This is a genomic window from Solilutibacter silvestris (assembly GCF_002895945.1).
Taxonomy (GTDB): domain Bacteria; phylum Pseudomonadota; class Gammaproteobacteria; order Xanthomonadales; family Xanthomonadaceae; genus Solilutibacter; species Solilutibacter silvestris.
Map to the genome: position 1 here is coordinate 813,198 of NZ_NPZB01000001.1, position 14,506 is coordinate 827,703.

Genomic DNA, 14,506 nt, shown 5'->3' on the forward strand with positions numbered 1-14,506 from the left:
ATCAATGTGCTTTGGTCGCGGCCCGTTGCGGGAAGATCAGGATGCACAGCACGATCGCAGCGAGCAGCGCCAGCGATCCACTGTAGCGGCTGAGTTCCAGGCCACCCTTGGCATGCGGCTTGTCCATGAAATCGCCGACGACGGCGCCGAGTGGACGCGTCAGCACGAACGCCGACCAGAACAACGCGGTGCGCGAAATCTTGGTGGTGAAATACAGGAACGCGACGAGCAGCAGCAGGCCGCCAAAGATCGCCATGCCGCCGGTGTAGCCAAGCCCCTGCGTATCCGCCACCCAATCACCGAGCGCGGTGCCCAATGTTTGCGAGAAGGTGATGGTGAGCCAGTAGAACAGTTCCGAGCGGGTGTCGCGCACGCTGTCGACGGCGATCGTGCCGGTGCTGCGATACCAGGTGAACAACGTCGCCAGCAGCAGCGCGAGCAACAGTGTCGAACCACCGGTGTAACCGATGCCGAGCGAGCGATCGGCGAAATCCGCCAGGGTGGTGCCGACCGTGGTGCTGGCGACGATGGCGAACCAGTACAGCCAGCGATTGAAACGCGGCGTGCGGATTTGCAACGCCACTGCCGCCGCGAAGACCGCCGCGAAGATACCGGTCCCGATCAGATAGCCAGGATGCCAGGCCGTGGCGCTGGCATTCGGGGTGGTTTCGCCCAGCCACGACATGGTGACCGCGTCGCCGCCAATTTCGCCGAGCGTGGTCGCGAGGATCTTGATGATCCAGAAGCCGAGGGTGATGGCGGGGACCTTGGCGATCCAGTCGGTCAGGGTGTCCTTGCGGTTGGCGTCGATCATGGGCGGAACCGTGGCGGCGGAAAGCGCATATGTTGGGGCGCTGCGATGAAACGCGTGTTAAACAAAGCTTCAGGCACGAAATTCCTGCGTGTCAGAACATGTCAGAAGGCGTGATCGAAGCCCACTTCACCGGTCACCCCGAGCTGGTAGGCACTGACGCGACGCTCGAAGAAGTTGGTGAGTTCCTGCACGTCCTGCAATTCCATGAAGGGCAGCGGATTGCGCACGCGGTAGCGCTTGTCCATGCCCAACCGGGCGAAATGGCTGTCGGCGCAGTGCTGCAGGTACTGGCGCATGTCGCGTTCGGAGATGCCGGCGACGCCGCCCGAGAGCACGTCGGCGGCGAACTGCATCTCGCACTCGATCGCTTCCTCCAGCATGTCGTAGACCTGCTGCTTCATCGCGTCGTCGAACAGTTCCGGTTCCTCCCCGCGCACCGTGCGCACCGCTTCGAAGGCGAATTCCATGTGGCAGGACTCGTCGCGGAACACCCAGTTGGTGCCGGAGGCGAGGCCGGACAGCAAGCCGCGCGAACGGAAGTAATAGACGTAGGCGAACGCAGCGAAGAAGAACAGGCCTTCGATGCAAGCGGCGAAGCAAATCTGGTTGAGCAGGAATTGCCGGCGTTGCTCGCGCGTTTCGATGCGATCGAGTTGCTGGATCGAGTCGATCCACTTGAAACAGAACCCGGCTTTCTTGCGGATCGACGGGATGTTCTCGATCGCGGCGAAGGCGCGCACGCGTTCCGCCGGGTCGGGCAGGTAGTTGTCGAGCAGGGTGAGGTAGAACTGTACGTGCAGCGCTTCCTCGTACAATTGGCGCGACAGGTACATCCGCGCTTCCGGCGCGTTGAGGTGCTTGTAGAGGTTGAGGACCAGGTTGTTGGAGACGATCGAATCGCCGGTGGCGAAGAACGCCACGAGCCGGTGGATCAGGTGGCGATCGGCCGGCGACATCTTGGCGTGGAGGTCGCTGATGTCGATCTGGAAATCGATCTCCTCCACCGTCCAGGTGTTGCGCACGGCGTTGCGGTACATCTCGTAGAACTGCGGATAGCGCATCGGCCGCAGCGTCAGCTCGAAGCCGGGATCGAGCAGGCGGGACATGCGGGCGTTCACTGGCAGGCCTCGCACGATTCCGGATTCTCCAGCGAACACGACACCGCTTCGGTTTCAGTCGGGGTGACGCTGCTCACCGTGGTCTTGGCGATGCGCGTCGCCGGGCGCGAGCGCAGGTAGTAGGTGGTCTTGATGCCGCGCTTCCACGCATACATGTACATCGACGACAACGCGCCGATGTTCGGGCTTTCCAGGAACAGGTTGAGCGAGGCCGATTGGTCGATGAAGGCGCCGCGATCCGCCGCCATGTCGATCAGGCTGCGCATCGGCAGCTCCCACGCGGTGCGATAGATCTCACGCAGCGTTTCCGGAATCGCCTCGATGCCCTGGACCGAACCTTCCGCCAGCTTGATCGCGTCGCGCATCTCCGGCGTCCACAGCCCGAGCTTCTTCAACTCGTCGACCAGATAGCGATTCACCTGGAGGAAATCGCCGGACAGCGTTTCACGCTTGAACAGGTTGCTCACCTGCGGTTCCACGCATTCGTAACAGCCGGCGATCGAGGCGATGGTCGCGGTCGGCGCGATCGCGATCAGCAGCGAATTGCGCAAACCGTGTTCGCGAATGCGCGCGCGCAAGGCGTCCCAGCGTTCCAGGTGTTCCGGCTGCACATTCCAGGCGTCGAACTGCAATTCGCCGAGCGCGGCGCGGGTGTCGGCGAATGAAGGGTGCGCGCCCTTGGCGATCGCCAGTTCGCAGGAGGCATCCAGTGCGTGGAAATAGATCGTCTCGGCGATCCGGCGCGACAGCACGCGCGCCTCATCGGAATCGAACGGCAGGCGCATGCGGAAGAACACGTCCTGCAGGCCCATGCAGCCGAGCCCGACCGGTCGCCAGCGCAGGTTGCCGCGACGTGCTGGTTCGATCGGATAGAAGTTGAGATCGATCACGCGATCGAGTTGCGCCACCGCCTGCCGCACGGTTTCGCCGAGCTTGGTGAAATCGAATTCGCCGTCCGCGTCGAAATGGCGCGAGAGATTGATCGAGCCGAGATTGCACACCGCGGTTTCCTCGGCCGATGTCACTTCGAGGATTTCGGTGCAGAGATTGGACAGGTGGATCACGTTGCGTTCGCGCAGCGTCTGGTTGCTGGCGCGATTGCACTTGTCCTTGAAGGTGATCCAGCCGTTGCCGGTTTCGGCCAGCGTGCGCATCATCCGCGCATAGAGCTTGCGCGCCGGGATCGTCTTCAGCGCCTTGCCCTGCGCTTCGGCCTGCAGATAGGCGGCGTTGAACGCCTCATTGTGGAGGTCGACCAGCTCCGGCACGGTGGCGGGATCGAACAGCGACCATTCCTGGTCGGCTTCGACGCGCTGCATGAACAGGTCTGGCACCCAGTTGGCGAGATTCAGGTTATGGGTGCGACGCGCCTCGTCGCCGGTGTTGTCGCGCAGTTCGAGGAAATCCTCGATGTCGGCGTGCCATGTTTCCAGATAGACGCAGGCCGCGCCCTTGCGCTTGCCGCCCTGGTTTACCGCCATCACCGACGAATCCAGCGTCTTCAGCCACGGAACAATGCCGTTGGAATGGCCGTTGGTGGAACGGATCAGCGCGCCACGCGCACGCACGCGGCTGTAGGCGACGCCAATGCCGCCGCTGAATTTCGACAACTGCGCGATCTCGCCGTAGCGCGCGTAGATCGATTCCAGTGTGTCCTGTGGCGAATCGAGCAGGAAGCACGACGACAGTTGCTCGTGGCGCGTGCCGGAATTGAACAGCGTCGGCGAACTCGGGATGTATTCCAGCGCGCTCATCGTCTGGTACAGCGCCAGCGCTTCGGGCACGTCTTCGCTCAGTGCGCAGGCGATGCGCAGGAAGAACTGCTGCGGCGTCTCGATCACCTTGCGGTTGTGCGGATGACGCAACAGATAGCGGTCGTACAACGTGCGCAGGCCGAAGTATTCGAAGTGGCGATCCTGCGTCGCGTCGATGGCGTCGTTGAGCTTGCGGGCATTGGCCTGCACGAAGTCGAGCAGGCGGTCGTTGATCAACCCGACTTCGTGGCCGCGCATCACCGATTGCGAGAACGCGTGGATTTCCTGTCCCGCAACTTCCTTGGCGATGGCGTTGGCGAGCAAGCGTGCGGCCAGCTTGCCGTATTCCGGTTCCTCGCCCGTCAACAGCGCCGCGGTGCGGATCGACAGTTCGTCCAGCTCGCGCGTGGTCGCGCCGTCGTACAAACCGGAAATCGTGCGCGTCGCCACCCGCATCGGATCGATCGCGTACAGGCCTTCGCAGCAGCGCTGGATCGCCTGGACGATCTTGTTGAGATCGACCGACTGGCGCACGCCGTTGCGCTTGGTCACCATCATCGCCAATGCGTTGTGTGGTGGCGTCAGCGCGAATTGCGGATCACGGGAGGCGCGGCTTTCGACAGCCGCTTCGGACAACAGGGATTCGGACATGGCGTCGCTCTCATCGAACGCACGGGCGCATGGCCATCCCGCGTGGCCAGGCGACGAGAGGAATCGACGGAAGATGGGCCACGAATGGCGCGCCATCTTTCGCGGCGACGCCCCCTCGGGCGGCGGATTGCTCCGCATGCCGACACCGCACGAGCGTGCATGACGCGCGGCTGTCGGCAGGTCTTCGGACTTACGGGCACGAAGCGCGGGCGCTTCTCCTAACCGTCGCTTCCCGGATCGCTCCAGTGCATGTGACGGGTTCGTTCCCGATTACCGCTGCGGGGCAGTGCCGGAGTTGGCCCGAAGGCCGCACCGACTTCCCTTTTCATCCGACGCCATCGCCGGAACCGACGACCACAACATATTGTGGACAAGTCGCCCTGTCAACACCACATGGCGATGCCGTGCAGCGCGGCTGCGGCATCAGGAGGCCTTGTTCTTGTCCGCAGCGATCTGGCGCAGGGCTTGCTCGAACACTTCCACCGGCTGGCCGCCGGAAATCAACTGCTGCTGGTCGATGATGAACGCCGGCACCGACTGGATGCCGAGCCCGGTCCAGAAGCGTTCCGCCTCGCGCGTGGCGGCGGCGTATTCGTTCGAGGCGAGGATCGCTCGCGCGCGATCAGCGGGCAGGCCGACGCTTTCGGCGATGCGCACCAGCGTGTCGTGATCGGAGATGTTCTTGCCTTCGCTGAAATAGGCACGCAACAAAGCGCGCTTGAGTTCGAGTTGATGCCCGGCGGATTCCGCCCAATGCAGCAGGCGATGGGTATCGAAGGTGTTCCAGATGCGGCTGCGTGCGTCCATGTCGAAAGTGAAACCGAGCGCTGCGCCACGCGCACGGATCGCTTCCTGGCTCTCGGCGAACTGCGCGCGTGTCATTCCGTATTTCTGCTGCAGGTGTTCGAAGATGTCCTGGCCTTCCGCCCCGAGTTGCGAATTCAATTCGAACGGCTGGAAATGCAGTTCCGCTGCGATCTCCCCATCGAGCCGCGCCAATGCCTGCGTCAGCGACGCAAGTCCTATCGCGCACCAAGGGCAGACCACGTCGGAGACGATGTCGATGCGGAGGGGAGTGGGGGTGTTGGCTGGCGTGGTCATCAGGTCTTCCCGGTTGCGGAAAATGCCGACAGGGTACTCCTGCCCAAGGCAGGAGGTCAGCGACACGGGCATGATGGTGCGACTCAGGCGGGAGACGCGGACATGCAGCTTGGAATGATCGGCCTCGGCCGAATGGGGGCGAACATGGTGCGCCGTCTTTTAGCGGGTGGTCATCAATGCGTCGTCTACGACCGCTCGCCCGACGCGGTTCAAGCGCTCGTCAAGGAAGGCGCGGTGGGCGCGGCCTCGTTGAACGAGTTCGCGCGATCACTGACAAAACCACGGGCCATCTGGCTGATGGTGCCGGCGGGTGCGGTCGACGACACCATCGCCGAGTTGCTGCCCGATCTCGAGCCGGGTGACATCCTGATCGATGGCGGCAATTCCTATTACATCGACGACATTCGTCGCGCCAGCATGCTGGCAGCACGGGGCATCCACTATGTCGATGTCGGGACCAGTGGTGGTGTCTGGGGATTGGAGCGCGGCTATTGCCTGATGATCGGCGGCGAATCGGATGTGGTGACGCATCTCGATCCGATCTTCGCAACGCTGGCGCCGGGCCGCGGCGATATCGCACGTACCGCAGGACGCGAGCACGCGAGTGGTACCGCCGAAAACGGCTATCTGCATTGCGGTCCCAGTGGTGCCGGCCACTTCGTCAAGATGGTGCACAACGGCATCGAGTACGGCCTGATGGCGGCCTATGCGGAAGGGCTTGCCGTGCTCAAGGGCGCCAACATCGGCAACACGGGTGACACGATCGATGCCGAGACGACACCACTGCGCGATCCCGAACATTATCGATACGATCTGAACCTGGCGGACATCACCGAGGTCTGGCGCCGCGGCAGCGTCGTCACCTCATGGCTGCTCGATCTATCGGCGGCAGCGTTGATGAAGGATCCGGGCCTGTCGAATTTCGCCGGTCGCGTTTCGGATTCCGGCGAGGGCCGCTGGACCGTCAAGGCCGCCATCGATGAAGGCGTGCCGGCGCCCGTGTTGTCATCCGCCCTCTACGAGCGTTTCAGCTCGCGCGGCAACGCCGATTTTGCCGACAAACTGCTGTCGGCGATGCGCTACGAATTCGGCGGGCATCTCGAAAAGCCCGCGGGCTCATAGTCGATCGCGATAGCGCATCGCCACGTCACAGCGTTGGTAACGCGCGCCGTAGCGTTCCATGATCTGCGCATCGTGGTGGAAGCCGAGTTTCTCGTAGAGATGGATCGCCGGCGCGCATTTGGAATTCGTCAGCAGGTACAGCGGCTCCGCCTTCAGGACCGCTGCACGTTCGATGACGGCTGACAACAGGAACTCGCCTGCCTTTTGGCCACGCACCGATTCCAGTACGCCCATCTTCGTCAGTTCATAGCTGGTCGGGCCGGTCTTCTGGAGCGCGCAAGTTCCCACGATACCCAGCGACGCGTGTTCGACGAACAGGATCACTCCACCCGGCTGGATGATTTTCGTCCCCGGGTTGTCGAGGACTTCGCGATCCGTGTCCTCCAGGCGGAACATGGAACTGATCCATTCGGCGTTGATGTCGCGGAAATGCGGCGCCAGTGCGTCGCTGTACTCACGGATGGCCAGGGCGTTGTTCATAGTGATGTCAGGCATGGAAAAGGGGGAATCCGCGGAGCCGAAAGCCACTGGTGTAGCTGCGCTCCACGCCGCTGAGGGGATCGATGAAGGTCAGGTGCTTCGCCAGCAATTGCAGTGGAGCCGAGTAATCGCCTGCTTCGCGATGGTGTAGTGACGGATAGACGTTGTCGTTGGCAATCGGTGCGCCCATTGCCGCCATGTGCACGCGCAACTGGTGCTTGCGGCCGGTGATGGGCGTCAATGCATATCGCCAGTATTCGTTGCCGCGTTCGATGACCTCGATCCGGGTTTCGCTGTTCGCCGGGCCTTCGATCTCCTGCATGCGGAAAAACGGGTCGCCAGTGACGATGCGACTGGTGCGGATGCATGGAAATTCGACATCAGGCAATGCCGCTGCGATCGCCTCATAACTCTTGTTGATCCGTCGCTCGCGAAACAGCGCCTGATAGCGCGCGCGGCTGCCTGGATTGGCCGAGAACAACACCAATCCGGCGGTGTCGCGATCGATCCGGTGCAGCGGCGCCAAGGCATCGTTTCCGGTACGGCGAATCAACCGGCCCAACAGGGTTTCATGGACATGCGCGCCGGCAGGCGTGACCGGCAGGAAATGCGGTTTATCCACCACCAGCAAGTCGGGATCTTCATGCAGCACGACTTCGTCGAATGGAATCGGCGCCTCGTCGGGAACTTCACGGTAATAGTGGACTTCGAGGCCGACGCGATACGGCGTTTCCGGCGTCAACGATCGCCCGTCGCTGTCGACAACCCGGTCGCGTGCCATGCGTTCCACCCATTGCGCGCGCGGCACTGAAGAAAACCGTTCGCATAGGCAATCGAGCACCGTCAGCCACGCGCCCGTTGGCAGCTGCAACGTGCTCGCAGCGAGGCCATCGATGTTGGGCGGGCGGTTGCGCATGGGGCCAGTTTGCCACGAGCATCTGCCGATGCCTGGTTCATCGATTGAACCCGAACAGTTCGGCCAATGGATGCGGCTTTGCCTCGATGGTGGCGCGAACGATTGCGGCACCGAGCATGGAATAGACCGTGCCATTCCCACCGTAGCCCATGGCGAAGATGACGCGTTTCCCATATCGGGAGTTGATTCCGAAGTAGGGCAGGCCGTCCTCTGTTTCCGCAAATGTTCCGGCCCAGCAGAACGACGGCTGCAAATGCGGCGCCAGTCGGGGAAACAAGGCAGCGAGTCGGCGCAGCAATTTCCCGGTCTTCATCGCCACCCTGGCATCGCGTCTGGCAGGAATGTCGATGTCATCATCTTCCCCGCCCGCCACCAGGCGATGGTCACCTGTCGTCCGCAGGTAGATGTAGGGACGTGCCGACTCCCACACCAGAGTGGTTTCCAGGACCCCAAGCGCTTCGACGGGAATGGGTTCGGTCACGAAGGCATAGCTGCTCCTGTTCTTCGCAAGCGGGCGAGCAAGGAATCCCTCGCTCTCATAGCCAGCCGCGATCACCGCGTGCTTGCAATGGATAACGGCGCCATTCGAGGTGCGCAGCTCGACATGACGCGGGTGGACATCCAGTGCTTCCACACGGGTATGGTCGTGGATGGCAGCGCCTTGGTTGGCCAAGCGCCCCAGCAGTCGGTAGGTGAGGCGATAGGGGTCCACGCGTGCCGCCTTCGCCGACAGGATCGCGCAAGGCGCGTGGATTCCGGAAAACTCCAGCAACGAGGGTGCGTCCAGCCATGTGACATCGATGCCGTATTGCGCTCGCAGCTGGCACTCCCGCTCAAGGGCTTTCCGGTGACGCGGGCGGCTGGCGAAATAAAGGCTCTGCATCGGCTGGAACTCGACATCGCGCAGCGAGCGTGCCACGTCCCCGATCTGGTCTATCGCGTCCACGCACGACCCGTAGGCAAGCGCGGCGTTCGCCACTCCGAATGCCTTGGCCAGATCCGTCATGTGCGTATCGATTTCGTATTGCAGCAGGGCGGTGCTGGCGCAGGTGCTTCCCCAGCCGACATCCCGCTGATCCAGCACGGCGACTTCATGGCCATGCTCGACCAGGTCATGGGCGACCAGGGCGCCCGTCACTCCCGCGCCGATGATTGCGACATCACAGCGAAGGTCTTGTTCCAAAGGGGGAAATGCACGCAGCAAACCGTTCTTGATCGCCCAGTACGGGTAACCGCTCTTGAGATCCATCGGTTGCGGCCCGATGCGATGCACGATTCCAGCCGGCAAGGGAATTGCCATGACAATCGCACGAGTCTTGTCGACAACAGTTGAAATCCATGGTCGCACGCTCTGTTGCGCTGCGGTTCAGGCACTTCTGTCGGGTTCAGCCACCGCGCGTACCATGGATTTTGACATGAAAGCATTCCTGCGAATCATTCCAATCGTTCATGCCCTGATGGCTTCGCTATTTGCGCTATCAGCGCTTTCGCTTATTTTCATTGCAGTCAAAATCGGTGTCTCGACCTTTTCCGGCGACATGGGCCGGTCGGCAGCCCAGAACATCGTCGAGGCCATGGGCGTTCTTGCCTCGGCTGTCGTTGCGCTGCAAATCGCGCAAACCATTGCCGAGGAAGAGGTCGTCCGCGACGCCCACGTCAGTGGTCCGACGCGGGTACGCCGTTACTTGTCCAGGTTCATGGTGGTTGTCATTGTGGCGCTCGCAGTCGAGGGTCTTGTCGCGACATTCCGCGCAGCTGACAACAACTCGGGACAGCTGTTTCATGCGGCAGCCATGATATTGGCGGTGGGAGCGCTGCTGGCTGGCTGGGGCTTCTTTATCCGAATGAATTGCTATGCCGAGGAGCTTGAACCCGAAGCAATGGAAGAGGCCAAGCGCGAGGACGTCAAGCTGGGCCAAGGTGGAAAGCGCGCGTCTTGACCATCGGCGTACCCAAGAAAAAGCATGGCTCAATGCACACTGACGATGCCAAGCAAGACTTCTTGCGGATTTGTATCGCCGTCCATCTTCAGTTCGATGGAGTGGATGACTTCTTCATCCGTGACCAGAAGTTCCAAGGGAATGCCTTTCCCAAGTGACTCGGCATGCCCCCAGGAGCGAACTTCATGGAATTTCGATTTGATGATTCCAAGACGCCTGAATTGCCCGTACTTGCGCTCCATGTTGACAGACGGTTGCAAAAACAACGGAACGATCAACATCAGGTTCGAAGCATTCAACGGCGCATAGACGCCGAAGGCAGTGCTATTGAGCATGGCCAATCTCCCGTCGTTGGATTCCATTGAAGTCCACTCGCGGGATTTTTTAATACAAACCCGGGAATTTGTTGTTCAAATATTCTTAACCTTGCATAATCCCAGCGTTTTGTTGACTGCTTTTCGCGCAGGAATTGGAAAGTCTCCGTCACGGTTTCATGCGGTATTAGGTAGCACCTACACCCAAATTCATTGTCCCGTTAGGACAATGAGGTCGGTTCGAATGTCCGGACTGGACGTCAGCTGTATAGAGCCGTCCATTGTGGACGGCGATTTCTGGTCGTTTGGCGACACCAAAAGGCCCTGATGCACCAAAGCGTATCAGCCAGGTTTCCTCTTCAACTTTCCGCGCCCGGCCTTGGTGGTATGGACGATCTGTAACTCCCAGCGATCGACTAGGTCACGAAGGCTGATATCCAGCCCAGCGCAGTAATCCCGTAGCTCGACCAAATCCAGACGTCGGATAGCAAGTTCCACATTGCTGACGAAGGTCTGATTTCTGCCCAGGCGTTTCGCGAGTGTGGTCTGGACCATGCCGGCGTCCTCGCGTAACTGACGCAGTAAGGCTGCCAGTTCCAGGTTCTCGGCACGATACAAGCTCTTGGCCATGGGCCATCCCTCATTGCGGATGGCACCTAACTTATGCGTTGGTTCCGGTTACTCGGATACCCGGTATTAGGATAATTTGATATTGTCATTGCCTTCATCTACTCGAGGGGAGCAGGTATGGAAGGCTGGTTTTTGGATAGGAGAGGTTTTGACGGAAAGCGTCGGGTGTGGGTGGGTATGACCTTGCTTGCAGGATTGGCGCTAGTCGGCTGCAAGGGATCTGGACCTGCAGATCAAGCATTGGTCACGAGCGGGACTCAAGCGGAATACCGTGCTTCACTAGATCCCTTGATACCGAAAATGTCGAAGCACGAACTAGAGGCATTTGATTGGGCTGTCCAGGATTTCGATTTGGCCAAGCTGCAAAGTAGATATCCAGGCGCCAGTCCACGACAGATCATTCGTGGCGAGGTTCGCGACGTGCTGGATACTTACCCCGGCATGATCACTGAACTCCAGAAGAAAGCAGCGGCGGAGGCACCACTGCGCGCTGAGCTGAGTGAAATTACTGCCAAGGATGTCGATTTCGCAATCGAGAAAAACTTCTTCGGTCTGCAGCCGATCATCAAAGCCACCGTGACAAACGCATCACGATATCCAGTCAGCCAGCTCAAGTGGCAAGCGGCACTCTATCTCGATGGTGCTAACAAGCCGGTGGCTCAAGCCGTTCTTAACAATGACTATCGACAGAATGGCGGCCTGAAAACGGGCGACCAATTCACGGCCCGTTTCCCAGTTGGTTATCTGAGAGGCGATGAGGCATGGACGACTCTCGAGATCCGCAACGCCGCAAAGCGCCGAGTCACACTCGAGCCATTACTGGATACGATCCTGGATTTCGGTGACAGACAGTATCTAGCGGAGGATCCAGTCCTGCAGATTGAACGTAAGAAGGCCGCCATCGAAGCAGCCAAGCGCTACTCCGATATCTGACCGGCCAACAAGGGCGCCTATAACGGGCGCCCTAGTGCTATTTGCAAACTCTCCCGGCGCTCGCGATAAGCCGAATGGGGCTGCCTCGGTTCAGTTCAATGGTGCGTCGGTGGAGTCTCGGGATCTTCAAGCGTCAACGTCATCACCGGCTCCTCGAAGGCGGTACGGCCCCAGCGGGTCAGCACGTCATGCAAGGCCTCCCACAACAACGACGGTGGCAGCTCGCGGATACGGTCGTAACGCGTGTCCCAGCCCTTCGCGATGGCCCGCTCGCCATTGCCGCGTAGCAGGTTAATGATGCGAGCTTCGAGCTGCGCACGACCTGGTCGGTGGCGTGCCTGGTAGTCCAGAGTTTCACGCATCGTCTTGTGTGCAAGGTAGTAGCACTGCGCAATGGACAGGTGCTCGAGTTGAATCCGGAATAAGCCGCGAGCGTCGTCCATGTTCGGCGTCGGCAAGTTGCGATCAGTCACCAAGTGGTCAAGATACGTCACCAGTTCCTCGACCCCAAGATCGCGGGCAAGAGTCGTGGCATGGTCACGCCAAGCCTCCGGCCACTGCCCGCGAGGCAGGTCGCGGATCGCCCGCTGCAGCGCGAGCGTATTTGCAGAAATGCGCCACACCACTCTCGAGAGATAGGCAGTCAGTCGCCCATCATCTTCAACCTTCACGACACCGGCGGGCGTCGATGCGTCGATGGCAAGTACTCCCTTGTTCATCAGTCCGAACAAGGTGCCAATGAACTTGTGGGTGGGCTCGAAGCTCTGACCGGAGATGTCCAGTGGCGCCAGCGTCCAGCGCACGTGATCAAGCGGGCTTGCACGCAGCAGCGCGATCAAGGTTGCGGCCTCTAGCAGGCTCAGGTCCTCGGCACGCACCCGCGTAGATTCTGGTTGCGGGTAGCGCGCCAGTGCTGCCGTTAGCCGGGTCTCCGGCGTGTCAGCGATTTCAGCAAGATCCATCATCTCGTGTGCGATCGCCGAGTCAACTCGCGACAGCGACAACGCCGCAAGGTGAGAAAGCACCGCCTTGCCGCCGTCGACTTCCGCCAGATCCATACCCCATTGTTCCAACAGCGCTTGGCCAGTGGCGGTTGGCGTCGCGTACAGCCAATCCAGTGCTCCGGTGAACAGAGCTATTGGGTTTTCGAGGCTTTCGACGTCGACGCTGAGAGATTCCAGGGGCGCGGGAAAGCGATCGTCTTCGGCAGGTGGGATTCCAGCGGCGAGTTCGGCCAGTTCAGCCAGCACGGCGCCGGCGCCGATCGGATCCTCCGCATGGATCGCATGCGCTTCAAAAATGGCACGACTGATCCACCATGGCAGACCCTGAACAGGTGTGGCGCATAGTAGTTTCACCTGGTCGGGTTCGGGGTCCCGGTGCAGCACCGCGTCTGCTGCCAACATCAGACTCCAGCGTTCCCGCACGGCACCGCCGAGTTGCGCCTCGACCTCGCGCCAACGCGAGGTGAAGTCGAAGCCAAAGTGCCCAAACTGCAGCACACCCTCCAGAGAGGGCGAGGCGACATAGGGGCCCCAAGTGTCGAGGTCTTCGTACCTTTCACCATGCGTGTCCCAAGCCCGCGCCACCAATGCCGTCGCCGCGTCACGTAGCCGGTCCTCCTGCCCAAACTCCAAAGCCACCTGAAGCAGAAACTTCGGCGCCACAGTCGGGTCACGGCCGTCAACGACATGCGCGACCGCGGGCACGAACGCTGCAAGCTGATCCAGGACGGTCTCGTAGGCATCAGTCTCACCGGCACGCGCCCGATGTAGTGAGAGCATCGCGCGCATCTCCGAAAGAGAGGCCAGGTTCCTGTCACCGACCTGTGCATCTTGGCTCACCAGGCGCTCGAGCGCTTCGATCACGCGTTCAGCATCGTCCCAGCGCTCCAGTTGCATGGCATGGACATAAGCTTCATGGAAGACATCCTCGTGGCGCGCCGACGGCAAGGTGCGCATGAGGTCTTCCAGGGCGCCCGGATCAAGATTGCCCGAGACACGTTGCTTGCCTGCGACGATCGCGTGTGGCCAAGCCCAGTCGGGGTAAAGCATGCGCGCCCGCGCGGCCTGCGGGCCTGCATCTTCGTGGTAGGTGCCGAGTACGTGGAATAGAGCATAGAAGACAAACAGTGACGGTCGGTCGTGTGAGAGCGCCAACTTGAACAGCGCGTCGACGCGTGCCTTCCGCTCAGCCATGCGGTGCATGGTCTGCGCATCACCCAGTCCCCGTATGCGCCTGCCGCGGCTGCCGCCCAATACCCAAGCGAGCACTGCCTGGGCCTCTGGATGCTCGCCGACGTTCGACTCGCTCAGCAAGGCTTCTGCGCCGTCGTCATCGCCTTGCATTCCGAGGCAGAAGCCGTGCTTGGCGCGTTCGACCGGACTGGTATCGGCTGCGGCCGCATAACTGGAAGCGGCGGAGGCGTAATCCTCGGAAAGCAACGCGCGATCAGCTTCGCTCCAATGAGCCGCTGGGGCGGAATTGGCCGAGCGTGCAGACAGCACTTCGTTGAGCGTGGGTGGCGGGCTTGATCGCTTCGAGCGTTTTGACATTGGAGATCACACGTATCTAGTTCAGTAGCATCAGTTGAAGGGTAGAGTCAGCATCGTCCCCCAATTCCATACCCTATCGCATTCAAGGAATCGCTGGTTAGCAGCCTTTCCGCCGTACTACCTTGTGAACGATTTACCCCACACGCTGGGATCGACCAGCCCGCCATCTAATGTAATA

13 protein-coding genes and 1 riboswitch are annotated in these 14,506 nt (G+C 60.9%); of the genes, 3 read left to right on the forward strand and 10 right to left on the reverse strand.

Going from position 1 to position 14,506, the window contains the following annotated elements:
• Window position 1: 1 nt before the first annotated feature.
• From Lysil_RS03655 to Lysil_RS03670, 4 genes are all read right to left on the reverse strand, one after another.
• Window positions 2–814 carry a COG4705 family protein gene (locus Lysil_RS03655; RefSeq protein ID WP_103074186.1) on the reverse strand — a complete coding sequence of 271 codons (813 nt, stop codon included), beginning with the start codon at window positions 812–814 and terminating at the stop codon, window positions 2–4.
• Window positions 815–915: 101 nt separating this feature from the next.
• Window positions 916–1,920 carry a ribonucleotide-diphosphate reductase subunit beta gene (locus Lysil_RS03660; RefSeq protein WP_103074187.1) on the reverse strand — a complete coding sequence of 335 codons (1,005 nt, stop codon included), beginning with the start codon at window positions 1,918–1,920 and terminating at the stop codon, window positions 916–918.
• Between the two features lie 8 nt (window positions 1,921–1,928).
• A complete protein-coding gene (locus Lysil_RS03665) occupies window positions 1,929–4,337 on the reverse strand; it encodes a ribonucleoside-diphosphate reductase subunit alpha (RefSeq protein ID WP_103074966.1) in 2,409 nt (802 codons plus the stop codon).
• A 158-nt stretch (window positions 4,338–4,495) separates the two neighbouring features.
• Window positions 4,496–4,704: riboswitch (cobalamin riboswitch) on the reverse strand.
• 56 nt (window positions 4,705–4,760) lie between these two features.
• Window positions 4,761–5,510, reverse strand: a complete 750-nt coding sequence (locus Lysil_RS03670; protein WP_338064158.1) for a DsbA family oxidoreductase — start codon at window positions 5,508–5,510, stop codon at window positions 4,761–4,763.
• 30 nt (window positions 5,511–5,540) lie between these two features.
• On the opposite strand from Lysil_RS03670, the gene gnd reads away from it, so the two are divergent.
• Window positions 5,541–6,560: a phosphogluconate dehydrogenase (NAD(+)-dependent, decarboxylating) gene (gene gnd / locus Lysil_RS03675; RefSeq protein ID WP_103074189.1), complete on the forward strand. Its 1,020-nt coding sequence runs from the start codon at window positions 5,541–5,543 to the stop codon at window positions 6,558–6,560.
• Here gnd and Lysil_RS03680 read toward each other — a convergent pair.
• From Lysil_RS03680 to Lysil_RS03690, 3 genes are read right to left on the reverse strand one after another with little or no spacing between them, the layout of a single operon-like run.
• Window positions 6,555–7,055 carry a GNAT family N-acetyltransferase gene (locus tag Lysil_RS03680; RefSeq protein WP_240600074.1) on the reverse strand — a complete coding sequence of 167 codons (501 nt, stop codon included), beginning with the start codon at window positions 7,053–7,055 and terminating at the stop codon, window positions 6,555–6,557. The two genes, gnd and Lysil_RS03680, sit on opposite strands and share 6 nt — an antisense overlap.
• Entirely contained in the window at window positions 7,048–7,956 is a 909-nt protein-coding gene (locus Lysil_RS03685; RefSeq protein ID WP_103074191.1) for a pseudouridine synthase, read from the reverse strand. Before Lysil_RS03685 ends, Lysil_RS03680 begins: the two co-directional genes overlap by 8 nt.
• 37 nt (window positions 7,957–7,993) lie before the next feature.
• Window positions 7,994–9,205, reverse strand: a complete 1,212-nt coding sequence (locus Lysil_RS03690; protein ID WP_103074967.1) for an NAD(P)/FAD-dependent oxidoreductase — start codon at window positions 9,203–9,205, stop codon at window positions 7,994–7,996.
• Between the two features lie 166 nt (window positions 9,206–9,371).
• On the opposite strand from Lysil_RS03690, the gene Lysil_RS03695 reads away from it, so the two are divergent.
• Window positions 9,372–9,896, forward strand: a complete 525-nt coding sequence (locus tag Lysil_RS03695) for a hypothetical protein (protein WP_103074968.1) — start codon at window positions 9,372–9,374, stop codon at window positions 9,894–9,896.
• Between the two features lie 29 nt (window positions 9,897–9,925).
• Here Lysil_RS03695 and Lysil_RS03700 read toward each other — a convergent pair whose 3' ends face one another.
• Together Lysil_RS03700 and Lysil_RS03705 are read right to left on the reverse strand one after the other, a co-directional pair.
• Window positions 9,926–10,231, reverse strand: a complete 306-nt coding sequence (locus Lysil_RS03700) for a hypothetical protein (protein WP_103074192.1) — start codon at window positions 10,229–10,231, stop codon at window positions 9,926–9,928.
• Between the two features lie 321 nt (window positions 10,232–10,552).
• The gene (locus tag Lysil_RS03705; protein WP_103074193.1) at window positions 10,553–10,840 is read right to left on the reverse strand and encodes a helix-turn-helix domain-containing protein; all 288 of its coding nucleotides are present in this window, start codon (window positions 10,838–10,840) and stop codon (window positions 10,553–10,555) included.
• 300 nt (window positions 10,841–11,140) lie between these two features.
• Between Lysil_RS03705 and Lysil_RS03710 the strand changes: the two genes are divergently transcribed.
• The gene (locus Lysil_RS03710) at window positions 11,141–11,773 is read left to right on the forward strand and encodes a hypothetical protein (protein WP_103074194.1); all 633 of its coding nucleotides are present in this window, start codon (window positions 11,141–11,143) and stop codon (window positions 11,771–11,773) included.
• A 95-nt stretch (window positions 11,774–11,868) separates the two neighbouring features.
• Here Lysil_RS03710 and Lysil_RS03715 read toward each other — a convergent pair whose 3' ends face one another.
• Window positions 11,869–14,328 carry a hypothetical protein gene (locus Lysil_RS03715; protein WP_129588346.1) on the reverse strand — a complete coding sequence of 820 codons (2,460 nt, stop codon included), beginning with the start codon at window positions 14,326–14,328 and terminating at the stop codon, window positions 11,869–11,871.
• Window positions 14,329–14,506 lie beyond the last annotated feature (178 nt).

Excerpts from the sequence above, each read along its gene's own strand:
- Lysil_RS03690 (WP_103074967.1), bottom strand. The coding sequence starts at position 9,205 with ATGGATCTCAAGAGCGGTTACCCGTACTGGGCGATCAAGAACGGTTTG.
- Lysil_RS03680 (WP_240600074.1), bottom strand. The coding sequence starts at position 7,055 with ATGCCTGACATCACTATGAACAACGCCCTGGCCATCCGTGAGTACAGC.
- Lysil_RS03700 (WP_103074192.1), bottom strand. The coding sequence starts at position 10,231 with ATGCTCAATAGCACTGCCTTCGGCGTCTATGCGCCGTTGAATGCTTCG.
- Lysil_RS03705 (WP_103074193.1), bottom strand. The coding sequence starts at position 10,840 with ATGGCCAAGAGCTTGTATCGTGCCGAGAACCTGGAACTGGCAGCCTTA.
- Lysil_RS03695 (WP_103074968.1), top strand. The coding sequence starts at position 9,372 with ATGAAAGCATTCCTGCGAATCATTCCAATCGTTCATGCCCTGATGGCT.
- Lysil_RS03715 (WP_129588346.1), bottom strand. The coding sequence starts at position 14,328 with ATGTCAAAACGCTCGAAGCGATCAAGCCCGCCACCCACGCTCAACGAA.
- Lysil_RS03665 (WP_103074966.1), bottom strand. The coding sequence starts at position 4,337 with ATGTCCGAATCCCTGTTGTCCGAAGCGGCTGTCGAAAGCCGCGCCTCC.
- gnd (WP_103074189.1), top strand. The coding sequence starts at position 5,541 with ATGCAGCTTGGAATGATCGGCCTCGGCCGAATGGGGGCGAACATGGTG.
- Lysil_RS03670 (WP_338064158.1), bottom strand. The coding sequence starts at position 5,510 with ATGCCCGTGTCGCTGACCTCCTGCCTTGGGCAGGAGTACCCTGTCGGC.
- Lysil_RS03655 (WP_103074186.1), bottom strand. The coding sequence starts at position 814 with ATGATCGACGCCAACCGCAAGGACACCCTGACCGACTGGATCGCCAAG.
- Lysil_RS03685 (WP_103074191.1), bottom strand. The coding sequence starts at position 7,956 with ATGCGCAACCGCCCGCCCAACATCGATGGCCTCGCTGCGAGCACGTTG.
- Lysil_RS03660 (WP_103074187.1), bottom strand. The coding sequence starts at position 1,920 with ATGTCCCGCCTGCTCGATCCCGGCTTCGAGCTGACGCTGCGGCCGATG.
- Lysil_RS03710 (WP_103074194.1), top strand. The coding sequence starts at position 11,141 with ATGTCGAAGCACGAACTAGAGGCATTTGATTGGGCTGTCCAGGATTTC.